This is a genomic window from Listeria aquatica FSL S10-1188 (assembly GCF_000525795.1).
Lineage (GTDB): Bacteria > Bacillota > Bacilli > Lactobacillales > Listeriaceae > Listeria > Listeria aquatica.
Genome location: NZ_AOCG01000002.1, coordinates 201,166 through 217,429, shown reverse-complemented (window position 1 = coordinate 217,429; position 16,264 = coordinate 201,166). Strand labels below are relative to the sequence as shown.

Annotated in this window: 16 protein-coding genes and 3 pseudogenes; 16 read left to right on the top strand and 3 right to left on the bottom strand. The window is 39.0% G+C overall.

Annotated elements, in window-relative coordinates; translation table 11 throughout:
• Positions 1-10 precede the first annotated feature (10 nt).
• Complete coding sequence (locus tag MAQA_RS01855; RefSeq protein WP_036070734.1) at positions 11-493, top strand: methylated-DNA--[protein]-cysteine S-methyltransferase; 483 nt, start codon at positions 11-13, stop codon at positions 491-493.
• 35 nt (positions 494-528) lie between these two features.
• Here the strand turns inward: MAQA_RS01855 and MAQA_RS01850 are convergent, their stop codons facing one another.
• Together MAQA_RS01850 and MAQA_RS01845 are read right to left on the bottom strand one after the other, a co-directional pair.
• Entirely contained in the window at positions 529-888 is a 360-nt protein-coding gene (locus MAQA_RS01850; RefSeq protein ID WP_036070732.1) for a Lin0512 family protein, read from the bottom strand.
• Positions 889-899: 11 nt separating this feature from the next.
• On the bottom strand, positions 900-1,352 hold the full coding sequence (locus MAQA_RS01845; protein WP_036070725.1) for a MarR family winged helix-turn-helix transcriptional regulator: 453 nt from the start codon (positions 1,350-1,352) through the stop codon (positions 900-902).
• A 147-nt stretch (positions 1,353-1,499) separates the two neighbouring features.
• Here MAQA_RS01845 and MAQA_RS01840 point away from each other — a divergent pair, with 147 nt between their 5' ends.
• On the top strand, positions 1,500-1,931 hold the full coding sequence (locus MAQA_RS01840; RefSeq protein WP_036070722.1) for a universal stress protein: 432 nt from the start codon (positions 1,500-1,502) through the stop codon (positions 1,929-1,931).
• Between the two features lie 56 nt (positions 1,932-1,987).
• Here the strand turns inward: MAQA_RS01840 and MAQA_RS01835 are convergent, their stop codons facing one another.
• On the bottom strand, positions 1,988-3,313 hold the full coding sequence (locus tag MAQA_RS01835; RefSeq protein WP_036070719.1) for a 6-phospho-beta-glucosidase: 1,326 nt from the start codon (positions 3,311-3,313) through the stop codon (positions 1,988-1,990).
• A 206-nt stretch (positions 3,314-3,519) separates the two neighbouring features.
• Between MAQA_RS01835 and MAQA_RS01830 the strand changes: the two genes are divergently transcribed.
• From MAQA_RS01830 to MAQA_RS01765, 14 genes and pseudogenes are all read left to right on the top strand, one after another.
• Entirely contained in the window at positions 3,520-4,272 is a 753-nt protein-coding gene (locus MAQA_RS01830) for a MurR/RpiR family transcriptional regulator (RefSeq protein ID WP_036070716.1), read from the top strand.
• A 434-nt stretch (positions 4,273-4,706) separates the two neighbouring features.
• A complete protein-coding gene (locus MAQA_RS13430; RefSeq protein ID WP_052008401.1) occupies positions 4,707-5,762 on the top strand; it encodes a hypothetical protein in 1,056 nt (351 codons plus the stop codon).
• Between the two features lie 91 nt (positions 5,763-5,853).
• Entirely contained in the window at positions 5,854-6,729 is an 876-nt protein-coding gene (locus tag MAQA_RS13425; RefSeq protein WP_149023273.1) for a DUF6270 domain-containing protein, read from the top strand.
• 97 nt (positions 6,730-6,826) lie between these two features.
• A complete protein-coding gene (locus MAQA_RS01815; RefSeq protein ID WP_036070710.1) occupies positions 6,827-7,300 on the top strand; it encodes a MarR family transcriptional regulator in 474 nt (157 codons plus the stop codon).
• Positions 7,301-7,472: 172 nt separating this feature from the next.
• Positions 7,473-8,647, top strand: a pseudogene (locus tag MAQA_RS01810) (MFS transporter).
• Between the two features lie 243 nt (positions 8,648-8,890).
• Positions 8,891-9,640: a GntR family transcriptional regulator gene (locus tag MAQA_RS01805; RefSeq protein WP_036070708.1), complete on the top strand. Its 750-nt coding sequence runs from the start codon at positions 8,891-8,893 to the stop codon at positions 9,638-9,640.
• A 6-nt stretch (positions 9,641-9,646) separates the two neighbouring features.
• A pseudogene (locus MAQA_RS01800) lies at positions 9,647-10,340 on the top strand (GntR family transcriptional regulator); the annotation flags it as partial.
• Between the two features lie 22 nt (positions 10,341-10,362).
• Positions 10,363-10,831 (top strand): annotated as a pseudogene (locus MAQA_RS01795) (PTS sugar transporter subunit IIB).
• A gap of 21 nt (positions 10,832-10,852) precedes the next feature.
• A complete protein-coding gene (locus tag MAQA_RS01790; protein WP_036070704.1) occupies positions 10,853-11,680 on the top strand; it encodes a PTS mannose/fructose/sorbose/N-acetylgalactosamine transporter subunit IIC in 828 nt (275 codons plus the stop codon).
• Positions 11,661-12,482, top strand: coding sequence for a PTS system mannose/fructose/sorbose family transporter subunit IID (locus MAQA_RS01785; protein ID WP_036070701.1), 822 nt, complete (start codon positions 11,661-11,663; stop codon positions 12,480-12,482). The genes MAQA_RS01790 and MAQA_RS01785 overlap by 20 nt, the downstream gene beginning before the upstream one ends.
• A 12-nt stretch (positions 12,483-12,494) precedes the next feature.
• Positions 12,495-13,571 carry an SIS domain-containing protein gene (locus MAQA_RS01780; protein WP_036070699.1) on the top strand — a complete coding sequence of 359 codons (1,077 nt, stop codon included), beginning with the start codon at positions 12,495-12,497 and terminating at the stop codon, positions 13,569-13,571.
• A gap of 20 nt (positions 13,572-13,591) precedes the next feature.
• The gene (locus MAQA_RS01775; RefSeq protein ID WP_036071019.1) at positions 13,592-14,587 is read left to right on the top strand and encodes an SIS domain-containing protein; all 996 of its coding nucleotides are present in this window, start codon (positions 13,592-13,594) and stop codon (positions 14,585-14,587) included.
• A gap of 14 nt (positions 14,588-14,601) precedes the next feature.
• The gene (locus MAQA_RS01770; protein WP_036070697.1) at positions 14,602-15,018 is read left to right on the top strand and encodes a PTS sugar transporter subunit IIA; all 417 of its coding nucleotides are present in this window, start codon (positions 14,602-14,604) and stop codon (positions 15,016-15,018) included.
• Positions 15,019-15,429: 411 nt separating this feature from the next.
• On the top strand, positions 15,430-16,242 hold the full coding sequence (locus MAQA_RS01765) for a sugar phosphate isomerase/epimerase family protein (RefSeq protein WP_036070695.1): 813 nt from the start codon (positions 15,430-15,432) through the stop codon (positions 16,240-16,242).
• Positions 16,243-16,264: the final 22 nt, after the last annotated feature.

Here is a 16,264-nt window from a genome sequence, read left to right as displayed (position 1 = left end):
AGGTGAGACAATGTTTTATGGTACCATGCAGGAACAAGGGCTTGTCCTTGCGAAAACAAAGACAGGTGTTTGTTATATTGGAAATAGTCTTGACCAATTAAAAAGCTGGAAAAAAAGACATTTACCAAAAGAAGATTTGCAATATGACGAAGCAAGGCTTGCATTGGAAAAGCAACAGCTGCTTGATTACTATCAAGGAAAGCGTCAAACATTTGATTTCCCGCTCGATTTGGAAGCCACACCGTTTTCCAAAAGTGTTTATCAAGCTTTACAACAAATTCCATATGGGCATACAACAACATATGGCGAAATTGCTGAAAAAATTGGGAGGAAAGCAGCAGTCCGTGCTGTTGGAAGGGCTATTGGCGCCAATCCCATTTGGATTGTGATCCCTTGCCACCGAGTGATTGGAAAAGATGGTTCACTCACAGGTTATGCAGGCGGACTAGACATGAAAACGGCATTACTTGCACTTGAAAAAGCGCAAAAATAAACCGAGAAGCTCTTAGCTTCTCGGTTTATTTTTGTTTAATAGCCAGTTTCAACAGAAGCATTAACGATATACATCATTTCGTTTTTGTCATCCTTTTCAGCAAGGAAAATGCCGCTTGTTGTGATCATGCCACCATCCATTACTTCAACTTCAACCGTGCCGTAAGGAATTAATTCTTTGACCGCCTCTTTGTCAAGTGCGTCTTTATCAGTAGGGACAGCAAGCTTGATACGAACTTTCATATTGTTTAAATCTTGATTAGGTAGCAAATCTTCAATTCCGGGCATTGAGTTATGGTAGATAGCATTCTCTACAGCACGTTTAGCAGCTTTTGTTACATTCTGACCATGAACATCAACACCAAATCCTGTTTGGATAAAAAGTAATTTTTCCATCAAAAAACCTCCTAAAATTGATCAATAAAAGACATACCTGGGCGATCTTTAGCAAATTCTTTCAGAACAGCGGCAAAAGCAGCTCCAGTTGGATCGCCCGCCCGTTTATAAGCTTCAGAAAACTGCTTTTGCTGTTGACGATTTAAATCACGCATCAGATGAATGCCAGTTGAAGTAAGGAAAAGTGCTCGCTTTCGCTGATCCTCTTCACTTATGGCCACATAAATCAGTCCCTTTTCTTTAAGCTCGCGAAGTGGCTTCGCAAGTGCTTGCTTGCTAATTTCTAGAATCTTTATCAGCTCACTCGTTGTCATTCCAGGAATTTGTTCTGCGAAAAAAAGAATCCGGTGTTGTAGATGCGAAAGGCTGTGGAATGAAGTGATTGCATCAAGAGAATCCGAAAAACTTTTGTAAGCAAAATAAAACATGGCGATTTGTTGATTGAGTTGCTTTTCATTATTCATTTTTTAGCCCCTTTTTATTCGATACGTTTAGTATAGCATATCCTTATTTTCTCGAAAAAAGAAATTTATTTTTTCCTTAAAAAAGGGTAGAAAAGACAATTTCTGGGTAAAGGGAATTAAGGAACTCAAATGGAGGAGGTAGGGATAATGGAAAATTATCAACGAATTTTAGTCGCCGTAGACGGTTCAGATCAGGCAGATAGAGCATTCAAAAAGGCGCTTGAACTAGCTGGAAAGTACGGAGCGGCACTCGGAATTGCAAGTGTTGTTGATTTACGTTCTTTTTCGCCAAATATTTCTTATGATGGATCACTCGAAGAGCGTGCGAAAGAAAAAGCGAGGGCACGTGTTGCAGGTTACCGGGATCGCGCGGAAGCCGCTGACATCAAAGAAATTGTCACTTATGTAGAAAGCGGAAATCCAAAAACCATACTAGCAAAAGACATTCCAGAAGAATTTCACGCAGATTTAATTGTCGCGGGAGCTACTGGACTAAACAAAGTGGAGAAAATCGTACTCGGCAGCATTTCTACCTATATTTTAGCGCATTCGGGTGTAGATACACTGATTGCACGCTAGAAGAAAAACCAGCTAGGCACATGCGCCTAGCTGGTTTTTAGTTGAACTTCTGACTCCTAATCTTCCTTGAAGAAGTTCGGAAGGTAATCCTTGTGCGCTTCGAGCAACTCATCAAGCAAAATACGGGCTTCTGCGTCGCTTGGTGTAAGTGGATTAATCGTCATCGCAAGCAGCGCCTTGTCATAATCCCCAGTTACTGCAGCTTCCGCTGTAAGACGTTCAAACGTCTTAATCTCTTGAACAATCCCATTAATTGCAATAGGAAGATGCCCACTTGCAAGTGGAATTGGCCCTTGACGAGTAATCACACAATTGGTTTCGATTGCAGAATCCGGATCAATATCAAGAATCGCTCCATTATTACGTGTATTGACAATTTGAATATCACGCTTGTCATTATAAATTGAATTAATCAAGTTGCAAGCCGCTTCGCTGTAGTAAGCCCCACCGCGTTGCTCAAGTTGTTTGGGCTTTTCAGCCAGTTCTTCTTCTTTATAAAGTTCAAATAGTTCCGCTTCCACGTTTTTCACAACTTCTGCACGTGTTCCGTGTTCGGCATAAGCTTTTGCTTGATCTTCAAGTTGTTGCTTTGTTTGCCAGTAATAGCGCAAGTAATCAATCGGAATCATGTTAAGCGTGCGTAAGAAGGTTTTATCCCAACCAGTTGCATTAATATTTTTAAGCGTCGAGCCTGAATCGCCTTCCGTCATTTTGTAAACCACATCACGTGTGACATCTTTCCCTTGATAATAAACCGTTTTGGCGAAAACCATGTGATTTAAGCCAACAAATTCTACATAGATCTCAGAAGGATCTACGTCGAGCGTTTCTGCGATATTGCGTTCAATCCCAATTGGACCATTGCAAAGTCCCACAACTTTTTTCTGATTGCTGTAGCGAAGTACGGCTTCTGTCACCATTCCTGCTGGATTTGCAAAATTGATTAACCAAGCATCCGGACAAAGCCGTTCCATATCGCGGCAAATATCAAGGATAACTGGAATCGTCCGAAGTCCTTTAAACATACCGCCGGGACCATTCGTTTCTTGCCCCACAACTCCGTGAGAATTTGGGATCCGTTCGTCTTTAACACGAGCATCAAGAAGACCGACCCGAAGCTGTGTTGTGACAAAATCTGCATCTTTTAGCGCCTCTTCACGGTCAAGCGTCAAGTGAATTTCCATCTTTACGCCAGCTTTTTTGACCATTCGTTTGGCTAAATTCCCCACAATTTCAAGTTTTTCTTTCCCAGCTTCCACATCTACAAGCCAAAGTTCACGAACAGGCAGTTCATTTTGGCGTTTAATAAAACCTTCAATCAATTCTGGTGTGTAACTCGATCCGCCACCAATCGTTGCGATTTTGATACCATCTTTTTTCATTATTTTTACCTCCAGTATTCAAAACACAATCCAATGATTGCGCTTTCTATTTTCGTAACAGCTGTTCTTTACAAATTCAGTATAGAAAGAATTGCTTGGAAAAGCTAGTCGATTCAGGACTTTAGGTAGCTATTTTTCAAGTTGGAATTTGTTACATTTGAGTAACGAGGTGTTACATGATAGAATGAACGAGTGGAGGGATGACTTTGTTATTTTTAGAACAATCCGTAGAATTAAATGATACCGAACTAGAAATTTATAATTTTATCACCGCTAACCTTCAAAAGGTAGTTTATATGCGAATTCGTGATTTAGCAGATGAGACACATGTAAGCACTACGACCATTTTGCGTTTTTGTCGTAAATTTAAATGTAGTGGCTTTTCTGAATTTCGCGTGAAACTGAAGCTTTATGCAGAAAAGCGGCGACGGATTGCGATTGATATGTCAGACGAAACGACCTATATTGACTTTTTAAAACGAACAGCAGGAGAAGAGTTTCAAGAACAACTTCAGGATGCTGTTTCGATTTTGCGTCAATCGGAGCTCGTTTTGTTTGTAGGAATTGGCTCATCAGGCGTCATTGCAGAATATGGAGCACTATATTTTTCATCCTTGTTCACTTTGGCTCTCCATATCGAAGACCCACTGAACCATCCATTTTATCATCTTTCGGATAAGCTTTCGGATAAAATTTGCTTAGTTGCGCTATCTGTGGATGGTGAAAATGAAGATATTATCCGCTATATCCATGAACTCAAAACTCAAAAGTGCCAAGTCATTTCCATTACGAATAGTTCAAAATCAAGCATCGCGAGACTTTCCGATGCGAATATTGCCTACTATATCAACAAAGAAATGTATCAAGAGGCAAATATTACTTCTCAGCTTCCTGCACTTTATACGATTGAATGCATAGCACGAGAAATTCGCAGTCAAATTGATCAAACTATTGACTGAAAATCGTTGTAAAACTTTTGGCTTTGTTGCTATAGAAGATTTGCTATTTAGCAACTATCCATATCCATTTATTGAAGATAGGAAGTTCTGTAGTACGCTCGTGGTTTTACCGGATAAGCTTGGCGGACAGAAATTTACGATGCTAGAAAATTTATTTCACTTGCTTGAAAGTTCATTGAAGAGAAGTGGCAGGGAGGTTGAAGTTGTTCAGAGCTCCGAATAGGGATAAAAGTGGTTGATCGAGAAGCTGTCCAAACGCCGTTTGATTTTATCGGACAAGCGGAAAAAGAATTGGAATATGATGTGTGAAAAAGAGCAAGTAGCTTTTTTTTAAAGCTACTTGCTCTTTTGAAATTGCAAAGTATTATTAAAAAACGAAACAATAATGCTACAATTAATCTTAAAGTATTAAAATAGATGGAGGACAGAATAGCATGATTGTAGCGCAAAAAATCTCTTTAGATGAAGTGAAAAGAGGATGGCGAATTCTTATTTCGAAGAAAATCGCTTTAGATTCTATTCTAATCTTTTATAAGGAACGGAGAGAGTTTCTTCGACCTGCAAGAAAGTTTGAGCTTGAATTTCAAAAAGTAAAAGATGGCTATGAAATTCATTTACCACTTGAACTGGTTCTTCAACATTCGTTGACTGATCGGGAAACAGAATGGCGTTTTCTTTGCAGAAGTAAAAATAAAGATATTTTGTTGAAGGTAGCTCAACCTCTTTCATTTGAAACAATTTCTGTGGACGATTCGTTACACAGTTTTACTTTTCAATTTGCTGAAGATTTATTAACTTTTGTCAGTCGTCCGAAACCCTTCCAAGCGATTTTGCAACGATTTTCTTTTGATACTAAAAAACTACAGCTTGATGTTCGCGTGACATCTGAGTATTCAGTGGAAGGTCTAGATGCTGTCTTCTGGTTGAAGAGACGTTCAAGACCTGAGATTTATAACTTTTTTGAGCAGCGTGAGTCGTTTCCGATTGGAAAGGTTGCAAATGGGAAAATCCAAGTTGCTCTTCCAGTAGACTCTTTTTCTGAAGAATTTTTGATTGATGAGACGAACAATATTGATACGTTTATTGAGTTGCGATCAAAGTGGACAGGTTCAAAACTTGCACATATTGAAACACATTCTGGCGTGGCTGAAGATATTCCTCACAAATTCTTGCTAGAAGAGCCTTTTAGGTCTTCATTAGAGTCTTATGTGACAGGTTCGAAGCGTTTATCTTTTTATTACCGGAAAGAACTTCATAAACTGGTCAGATTAGTAACTTTTAAAGAACGACTAGGTGTTTTTTCTTTTGGTTTTGAAGTTTCGGGAAATATTTCGCCGATTGAGTTTGTGTTAAAGCGGCGTGATTCTAAATTTTCAACGTTTGAGTACCTTGAAGAAACTGTTCAGCCCATTACGAAAAAACTTCGATCTTTTCAGGTCAAACTTTCTAAAAAAAACGCTCTACCCGCTTCAGACTTATCAGCCAGATGAAAAATGGGATGGCTTTATACGTACAAGTGAAGGTATTGATCTGCCTATTTTTGTTTCAGATGAGATTGAATTTGAACCGAAGTTTGATTTTGTGAACGAAGGAAAGTATCGTGCACGTTTGATGAAAAACGGGATGGGAGATTTAACCATTCGTTTCGTCGCAGCTCCGATTATTAAGCAAGAACCTAAGAATCTTGTTGTAATGGGGACTTGCTTTAGCCGAAACGCTTTTAATACTTCGCCATATTTTAATCCAGATTATAAGTCGTTTTTTAATATTCAATTTACACAAACGCACACTTCACTCATTAGTGCAACGACGCCGGCTTATTCAGAGGGAATTCCATTTGATCAATATGCGGATACATTTACGAAAACAGAACTTGAAAATGTGAAAGATGATTTCCGAAAGGATTTCTTTGAACGACTTCATGAGGCACAGCCTGATTATTTTCTAATTGATTTATATCCAGATGCGATTCGACCAATTATTTGGCTTGATGAAAAATCGGCGATAACCGGTAGTTATATTTTAGAAGGTTCACCGCTATTTGACGTGATTCCTTGTCAAGAAATCCTTGACCATACTGATGATGAGGCTTTTTATCAGGTTTGGAAGAAACATGCTGATGAATTTTTGGCAAAGCTACTAAAGATTATTCCCGAGGAACGTGTTATTTTAAATAAAGGCGGCTTTACTTATAAATATTATGATGAAAATCAAAAAGTAATCGCTTATAAAAACAAAATGGCTATTGAAAAGGCACAGCTTCTTTGGGATAGACTAAATAACTATTTCTTATCTGTCGCTCCGAATGTTCGTGTTATTGATTTTTCGAACAAAGGTTATATCGGTGATTTTTATTATCCTTTTGGCCATTCATTTTCTCATTTCGAATCAGGCTACTATAAAGATCTACTGAAAGAAATGATTTATATCGATCAGACTAATTCTTTTCGAGATTAGTGGAAAGAGGGGGGCATTCCCCTCTTTTTTTGGTTTTGTTGAATGGGAAACAAAATTCTATTATAATAAGAATATGGATTTGAGAGGAGGAAACTTCATGAATCACGAAGAACGTCTTTTAGCTGGATTCCGAGATGTGTATAATAAGCTAGTTTGGCTCAATAAAAGCAAAATGGAGAACAGCCTCAGTGGCTATAAACCTGCGGAAGTACATTGCTTAGAATTTATCGGTAAAAATAATGAAGCGAATGTCACTAAACTTGCTGAAGCCTTTTACATGACGAGAAGTGCGATGAGCAAAATGACCAAAAAATTGACGGAAAAAGGAGTAATTGAAAGTTATCAAAAGCCGGAAAATAAAAAGGAAATTTATTTTCGTTTGACAGAAAAAGGTCGTGAAGTGGATCAAATTCATACTAGGCTTCATCAGGAATTTCAAGAACGGGATAAGCCTGTATTCGATAGTATTACAAGGCAAGAATTAAAGGGCATGTTAAAGTTTGTTGATCGCTATAATCAACATTTAGATAAAGAAATGAATAAACAGAAAACGAAATCAAAAAACGAGTAAAAGAAGACGGCAATTAAGTGCTGTTTTTTTTTATTTTTTATTTTTTTGTTGACACGGACACAAAACAGAGTTATGATTTTTGTTGACAAAGAAACAAAAAAGGAGAAATTATATTGTTACAAATTGAAAGAAACCAACCTCCCGTTCCAGAAAAAAAGGCACTTGTTTTTGGCTGATCTCTATTTTTCTGTGCGGGTTAGGTTTAAGTATTATCACACCAGTTATTCCTTTTCTCGTTGCTCCTTATGTGACAACACCTGCAAACCAAGCATTTATCGTCACGACCCTAACTTCTGTTTACGCAGTTTGTGTGTTTTTAGCTTCTCCAAGCCTTGGAGCTTTAAGTGATCGGCTAGGAAGACGACCTGTTTTACTCGTTTGTCTTTTAGGATCGGCAGTGGGCTACTTAATTTTTGGAATTGGCGGCGCTCTTTGGGTGCTGTTTCTGGGAAGAATTCTTGAGGGGATTACAGGGGGAAGCATTAGTACACTGTTTGCTTATTTTGTGGATATTACCCCCGCTTCAGAACGGACTAAATATTTTGGCTGGGTCAGTGCCTTATTTGGCACTGGTGTAGCGATTGGTCCAGCAATAGGCGGCTTATTGACTCATTTTGGCTATGCGGCGCCCATGTTTTTTTGGGGCGATTGTTACTTTTTTTAAATTTTGTTTTCGGAATCTTATACATTCCGGAGAGCCTTGCTCAAGAAAAGCGATTAAAGAGAATCAAGCGGAGTCAACTGAACCCCTTTACGCAACTTGTTCATCTTTTTTCTATGAAGCAACTCGCGCGCTTATTTATTGCAGGGCTCTTGATTTGGATCCCCAACGGTTCACTTCAAGCTATTTTTTCTCAATTTACGAAAGATACTTTCCAGTGGCAACCGGTGTTAATTGGTCTTACCTTTTCGATTATGGGGATTCAAGATATTGTTGCTCAGGGACTAGTTATGCCTAAGTTGTTGAAGAAATTTAGTGACACAGAGATTGCCAAGTTCGGTTTAATCTTGGACGTGCTAGGATATGCTTTTATTGCAAGTTCTGCGATCTTCCAATTTGCCCCATTGTTTGTTGTAGGAATGTTTGTCTTTGGCTTTGGAGATTCACTATTTGGTCCCGCTTTTAATGGGATCTTATCGAAGTCTGTCTCATCAAGTGAGCAAGGGCGCATCCAGGGAAGTAGTCAATCAGTACAATCTCTTGCAAGAATCATTGGACCAGTAATTGGCGGGCAAATCTACGTGCTATTCGGTCACACAGCACCAGCAATTATGGGAGTTTTACTGATCTCACTAGCTATTCCCATTTTCACTCGGCAAAATACTAGTGAAATACAAAAAAATTAAGGATTCAAAAAAGCTAGCCAAGCAAGTTTGGCTGGCTTTTTTGAATGTGGACCACTTTAAAGGTTATAGATTAATTTTAGAAAAGGTATTGACTATTTAACTGAAACCGTTTACAATAACATTGGTATTAAAAAACGATAAACCTGTATCTTTTTAAAAATGATTAAACAGATTTCAAGGAGTTATAGGGATCGAGAAGTATGGGTTATTTAGTAAAAGATACCAGAAAAGGGTGCTTTGCGTATGGAGTACAAAGATTTATCACCATCAGTCCTTGGAGAAGAGCAACTTCGAGCCATTATCCAAGAAAAAACAGCGGTTGGCATAAAAGAACTTCCGTCTGAACGAACACTTGGGATTGAACTTGGGATAAGCCGAACCTCGCTAAGGCGGTCACTTGATGTGCTTGAAAAAGAAGGCGCTATCAAGAAAAATAACCGTGAAGGCATGGAAATTAATGAGAAGCAAACTATTAATTTGTTAGCTATGAATTCGATGAGCGAGCAGCTAAACAATAAAAATCAGCAGCAGTCGATCCGAGTTCTTGGTAGCGGGCTAATAGCTGGACAAAAAGAAATAAATTTATTTTTAAGGTTATCGGCAAAACAAAAACTTTTTGAGCTTAAAAGAAAAAGATTCATTGATGGTCAACCGTTTATGTATGAAATTTCATATCTGAATGCCGAACAATTTTCTGGAATTGAAGTGTTGAACTTTGAAAACAGGTCGCTATACAGTGCTTTAAAAGAGCAGTTTGGGGTAACACCTACGTATGGTCGCGAGGAAATTCGTTTCATTCGTGCAGATCAAGATCAAGCAGAATTACTGGAAGTGCCGCTTAATACACCTCTATTTGAAGTCACCAGTAAGGCGTTCGACCAAAACGATGAGCCTGTCGAGTACAGCAAACAATATTTAATTGGAAATCAAGTCACTTATAAAATCAACGCGACAAACATATTTGATTATTTGGAAGATGAGGAAGAACAATGAGCGAGAAAAAAACCTTTATTTGAAAAAAATTGCAGACGAATTGAAAGAGAAAATTGAACGGGAAGAATATAAGCCAGGAATGCTCATGCCGAGCGAAAAAGAATTACAATCGCTTTTTTCAAGTAGTCGGACAACGATTCGCCGAGCGGTTGACCTCTTAGTAGCAGAAAAGCTTGTGATTCGTAAAAACGGCGTTGGCTTGTACGTGGAACCAAAGCTAACAACGCAAAATATCTTGGAAATGACAGGTGTGATGAAAAGCGGTTCTGCTGAGTCAGCAGTTCGAGAAATTAAAGACTTTTATATGCGTAAAGCGGGAAAATTTTATGCACAAAAGTTCGGAATCAAAGAAAATGAATTGCTTTATTTTATTCGTCTGCTTCAAAAAAATAAGGATGCACATCAGATGGAGATTTTGCTTTTGCCGCTTAGTCTTTATCCTGATTTAAGAGTCAAGGATTTACAAATTGTAAGTATTTTGGAGTTAGTAAATTCTGGCAGGCAGGCACTATTTGCGCTTGAACAGGAACTTCAACTTGTTAAAAGTACTCAAGAACAAATGAAATACCTGCAAATTGATGAAGATACACCCGTCGTCAAATTGAGTACAGTTTATTACGACGACACAAATTCCCTAGTAGCAGTAGGCTATCGCTATGAAAATGCGATGTTAACTGAATATATGATTGACTTTAACTAATCGTTTTAGAGGAGGAAGAAAAATGATTGAATTCTTGCGAGTAGATCACCGCTTACTTCACGGACAAGTAGCCGTGTCTTGGTTCGGTGCTCTGGATGTAAATACCATTTTAGTTGCTAATGACAGTGTGGCTGGGGATGATTTCCGTAAATCTGCCATCCGACTTGCAAAACCAGATGACGCTAAACTAGTGATGAAAAGCATTGCAGACAGTATCGAAGCAATCAATTCTGGTGTGACCGATAAATATAAGATGCTTATTGTTGTGGAATCTGTTGATGACGCTTACAAATTGATTGAAGGCGTTAACGGACAAATTTCGCTGCTCAATTTAGGTGGAACAAAACAGCGCGAAGGAACGAAGAATTTTTCGAAGGCAGTGAACTTAACATCCGAAGAAGTAGCGAAGTTAATGGAATTAAAGCAGAAACAGATAGATGTATTTATTCAACAAGTTCCAAATGAAAAAAAAGATTTCATTTGAAGCATAAAAGAGGGAGGAAACAAAGTTCATGGAAAACAATATCATTATAGCTATTCTATTAGGGCTTACAGCAATGCTTGCTAATGCGGAATATCTATTTGGTTCCTCAATGCTGTCACGTCCACTCGTGACGTGTACCATTACAGGAATCATCATGGGAGATGTTACAACGGGGATTATCATGGGGGCAACCCTTGAACTTGCTTTTGTTGGAGCGTTTTCTATCGGAGCATCTATCCCGCCAGAAATTATTTCCGGAAGCGTTCTTGGAACAGCTTTTGCCATTGCAGCAGGTAAAGGAACCGCCGTTGCATTAGCACTTGGAATTCCGATTGCATCACTTGTTCTCATCCTTAAAAACCTTTGCTTTATTTTTGTCTTACCTTACTTCGTTCATAAAGCAGATCGTTACGCAGAGGAGGGGAATTCAAAAGGAATTGACCGAATGCAGCTTTGGGGTGGATTTTTCTCCATTAACCTACCTATTGGTTTGATCGTAGCCTTTTCATTTATCGCAGGGAACTCTGTCATTAAAACCATTTTGGATGTAATCCCGCAATTTGTGATTGATGGACTTGGGATCGCGACAGGCCTTCTTCCGGCTTATGGTTTTGCTTTGCTACTTAAACTGATGATCAACAAAAAGAATGCCGTATTTTTCGCATTTGGATTCGCACTTGCTGTTTATTTAAAAGTTCCGGTTACAGGAGTTGCTATTTTTGGGGCTTGTCTTGCACTTATTTTAACTGGCTATGCAGCATTTAAGGATGACAAACAAACGAATCAAAATTCGAAAGATTCAGATTTAAAACTTGCTAAAGAGGGAGGAATCGACTATGAAGATGAAGAGTTCTAAAACACTCACCAAAAAAGATTTAATGAAAGTTTTTTGGCGCTCTTTTACGATGGAGTGGGCTTGGAACTATGAGCGACAATCGAACTTAGGTTACTCGTTCGCCATGCTTCCCGCGCTTGATAAAATTTTTGAAGGCAATAAAGAAAAGCGAATCGCTTCTTATAAACGACATTTAGAGTTCTACAACGTGACACCTTGGCTTTCCACATTTCCACTTGGGATTTCTGTAGCCATGGAAGAAGAGTCAGCAAAAGATCCTGAGTTTGAAACGGATTCCATTAATAATATTAAAGTGGCACTAATGGGTCCACTTAGCGGGTTAGGAGATTCGTTTTTCTGGGGCACACTTCGAGTTATTGCAACTGGGATTGGCACTTCGCTTGCTTTACAAGGAAATATTCTAGGTCCAATTTTATTCTTGCTTATTTTTAACATTCCAGCGATTGCTACACGTTACTATGGGTTATTTATCGGATACAACATCGGCGCTGGCTTTATCGAGAAAGTACAAAAAACTGGGCTGATGGCAAAGCTTTCTTACGGGGCGTCTGTACTTGGGCTAAGCGTAGTTGGAGCGATGGTTGCTACGATGGTAACGCTTGAAATGCCGCTTAAGTTTGGAACAGGAAAAGATGCCGTAAGCATTCAAAGTATTTTTGATGGCATTGTTCCAGGCATTTTACCGCTGTTATTTACGCTCTTTATCTTCTGGCTAGATAAAAAAGGGTTAAAAGCCCATTGGATTTTATTGATGATTGCGGCAATTGGTATCTTAGGTGCTTATACAGGTTTATTAAAATAGGTGGGTGAAAAGATGAAAAGTATGGAAGATTATATCAATCTCGAACAAACTATTTATCAAAACATTTTGCAAAATAGAAATGATATTTTGCAGGAAATAACACAGCTATCTGCTACGGAATTAGCCAGTTACGAGTCCATTGTTATTTTTGCAACTGGCTCGAGCTCAAATGCCGCTTTTGCAGCACAACCTTATATAGCAAGCAAATTGCAGATTCCTGTTTATATTGAGGAGCCTTCTTTTGCAGCTAATTATATGATGCATTTGAATCAAAAGACGCTATATCTGGCTATTTCGCAAGGCGGTCACAGTTACTCAACGATTCACATTGTGGAAGAAATTGAAAAGCATGGCGGAACAGTTTTTACTTTGACGAGTGACCTTGAAAGTCCGATTTCGAAAAAAGCGAAGCATGTGATTGGGATGGGTATGGGAGTGGAAGAAATGCCTTATGTCACAGCTGGTTATAGTGCGACGATTCTCATTTTGGATTTATTAGCGCTGGAGCTTTCGCGTCAAATGAAACGACTGCACACGGAAGACTACGAAAAGGAACTGGATGAGATGAGCAAAATCGCTCGTTTCTTGCCAGAAGTAATTGCAAAAGCGGAACAGTGGATTGAAGGATTAAAAGAAGAATTTTTAACAGCTGATCGAATGATTTTTGTTGGTTATGGAAGTACTTACGGTGTTGCGCGAGAAGGCGAGACGAAGATCACGGAAACGGTACGGATTTCTGCTTTTGGTAAAGAATTAGAAGAATACATGCACGGTCCTTATATTGGTTTAGCGAAAACGGATCGCATTTTCTTTATCGAACCTCACGGGAAACTCGAAGAGCGTGCTGAAAAATTGAAACAATTTTTGGCAGGACATGTGGAAACGGTATATACGATTTACGCAGACAAAGTGGAAGAAAGACAAGCTCGGGATTTGATGCTCGGCGTTCAAACAAGTGAGTATCTTGCATCGCTTTTTACTACTATTCCAGTGCATTTACTATCTTATAAAGTTTCACAGTGGAAAGGAATCAATTTGGAAATTTCCGCCTATCCAGAGTTCGACCGTATAACGGGTTCAAAAATTTAAGAGAGAAAGTAGGAATGCAGATGTTGAAATTTGACGAACAAGCGACATTAAAAAATATGGAAGGTGCGCTGAAACTTCGACCACAAATTAATGAAGTTGTGGATGCGATTTATGAACGTGGGTTTCAAAATGTATGCTGGCTTGGAATTGGGGGCACTTACGCTTCGGCGATGCAAGCTGTTGTGCATATGAAAGAAAAAACAAGCATGGAAATTTTTTATGAAAATGCCGCTGTGTTTTTAACAACTGGGAATAAGCGAATTACGAAAGACACGTTTGTGATTATTTCATCGGTTACTGGGAGTACTGAGGAGGTTGTGGCTGCTGTTAAAAAATGCAACGAAATTGGTGCTACAGTACTAGGCTTTATTGATGAAAAGGAAGCGGCACTAGCTCGTATGGTAGACCATTTGATTTCTTATCCGCTAAATGAACAATTGAAGTTCTTTATGGTGGGAGACCGTTTGATGCAGCTTGCTGGCGAATTTGAAGACTATGAAGAATTTTATGCAGAAATGGATGTTCATTTTGCAAAGGGAATTGTTGAAGTGGAAAAAGCAGCTGACGAATTTGGACAAGCTTTCGCAGAAGCTCACCATGACGATGATATGCATTATTTTGTTGGGGCAGGAAACCAGTGGGGCGCGACTTATTCTTACGCAATGTGTTACTGGGAAGAACAGCATTGGCTCAAGACAAAATCAATTGAAGCGCATGAATTTTTCCATGGCATGTTTGAAATTGTGGAGCGTGACACACCGGTTACGATTTATGTGACAGAAGATAGCCAGCGCTCATTGAGTGAAAGAGTAGTGAATTTCATTCCCCAAATTTGCGGGAATTACACCGTTATTGATGCTAAAGACTATGACGTACCCGGGATCTCAGAAAAATTCCGAGGAGCACTTTCGCCGTTTATTCTCCATGCAGTAAACAACCGGATTGACGTACACATCGAAAGAATTAACCGCCATCCAATGGAAATCAGACGTTATTATCGTCAATTGAAGTATTAAGGAGTGTGGCAAATGTGAAAGCAGTTTTTGTTTGTATGCACGGAAATGCTGCACGTGAGTTGATTCAATCAGCTGAAATGATCTGTGGGGAACAAGAAAATGTAGGCTATACATTTTTTGATGTTGGGGAAACGCCAGAAGATCTAGCTGTTAAAATGGAACATGAAGTAGCCAAGCTAAATGTGGATGAAGGCATTTTATTTTTGACAGATTTAAAGGGAGGCACTCCTTTTAATGTTTTAGTCAGAAATCTGGATAAGTTTATGCAAGCGGAGCTTTTAACGGGTGCGAATATTCCGATGTTACTCGAAGCATTAATCAGTCGCCATTTATTTTCACTAACAGATTTGGCGAATCAGGTACTTGAGACAGGGAAAACCGGGATTTACCGTTACGAAGCACCAAAAGAGTTTGAAGATGACGATTTTTAAATGAAACGAGAGAACTTTCAAGGAATTTTCTTTGAAAGTGGCTCTCGTTTTCTAATGTCCTGAAAAAAGGGGCAGGACATAATTATGATCAGCCTTGTTCCCTCGTCATGATTTCCATGGTACAGGTTTAGGAGTTCAGGAAAACAAGTCTGATATGAAATTTTGATTTACGGCGAAAAGACGCTAGCCAGTCAAGAATATCAAAAGCTAATCGCCTCATTTTTAAGAAAGGCGCTCTATCCCGTCTTTAAACCCAAGATTATATGCAAGAAATAGGAGTTTCGCGTCTCTAAATTTAGGAGTGCTATTCTCAACTGAATGCGGTATGCTTTTTTTTGTAAGGGCTTACTTTTTGAGCGTAACAATAAGTTTACCCTAAAAGTGAAATGAAAACAAAAAGGGGGAATAGAAATGCGGGATTATGGGGTTTGTTTATGGAGTTTTGGTGATATCCCGATTGAAAAAAAGTGTCAATTAGCAAATGAAATTGGTGTAACCGGTGTTGAAGTTGACGGGGATCTCACGCAAAATCCAGTTGAACTGGCACGATTACTGAAGCAGCATCAATTAAAAATTCTTTCCGTCACACCGAACAATGTGGATATTGCATCTAGTGATGAAAAGATTCGTCAGCAAGCGGAAAACTATTTTTTGGAGTTGTTGGACTGGGCTTTTGAGCTTGGAGTGCCCAAAATTTGTTTGCACGGTGAAGTTGGGAAAATCAGAGGATGCGGAGATAGAGCACGCGACTGGGAGCAACTTGTGAAAAGTACAAAAGCCGTCACGGAAAAAGCAGAAAAAATGGGGATTGTGGTCGTATTTGAAGTATTGAATCGCTACGAAAATCACCAAATTGTAACAGGGGAAGAAGCTTTGCGGCTAATTCGCGATGTGGATAGTCATTCGTTATTCGTTTTGCTGGATGCCTACCATATGAATATCGAAGAAACAAATCCGGTTGCTACACTAGAAAAAGTAGGCAATCAATTAGGGATGTATCATGTAGCAGATTCAAACCGCCAAGCTGTCGGAAATGGGCATGCAGATATCAAAGCACAAATAAGAGCTTTGCATAAAGTGGATTACACAGGCCCCATTATTATGGAAATGGTGGCCGAAGGTCCAGATCCGTTTACAGCTGAAAAAGGCGGAAACTATCTGGAAGTTTTAACCAACTATTACCGCGATTCCTTAAAACAAATTAAAATTTGGGATGAAAAATGAATTCCTCCGAAGAACATGAAAA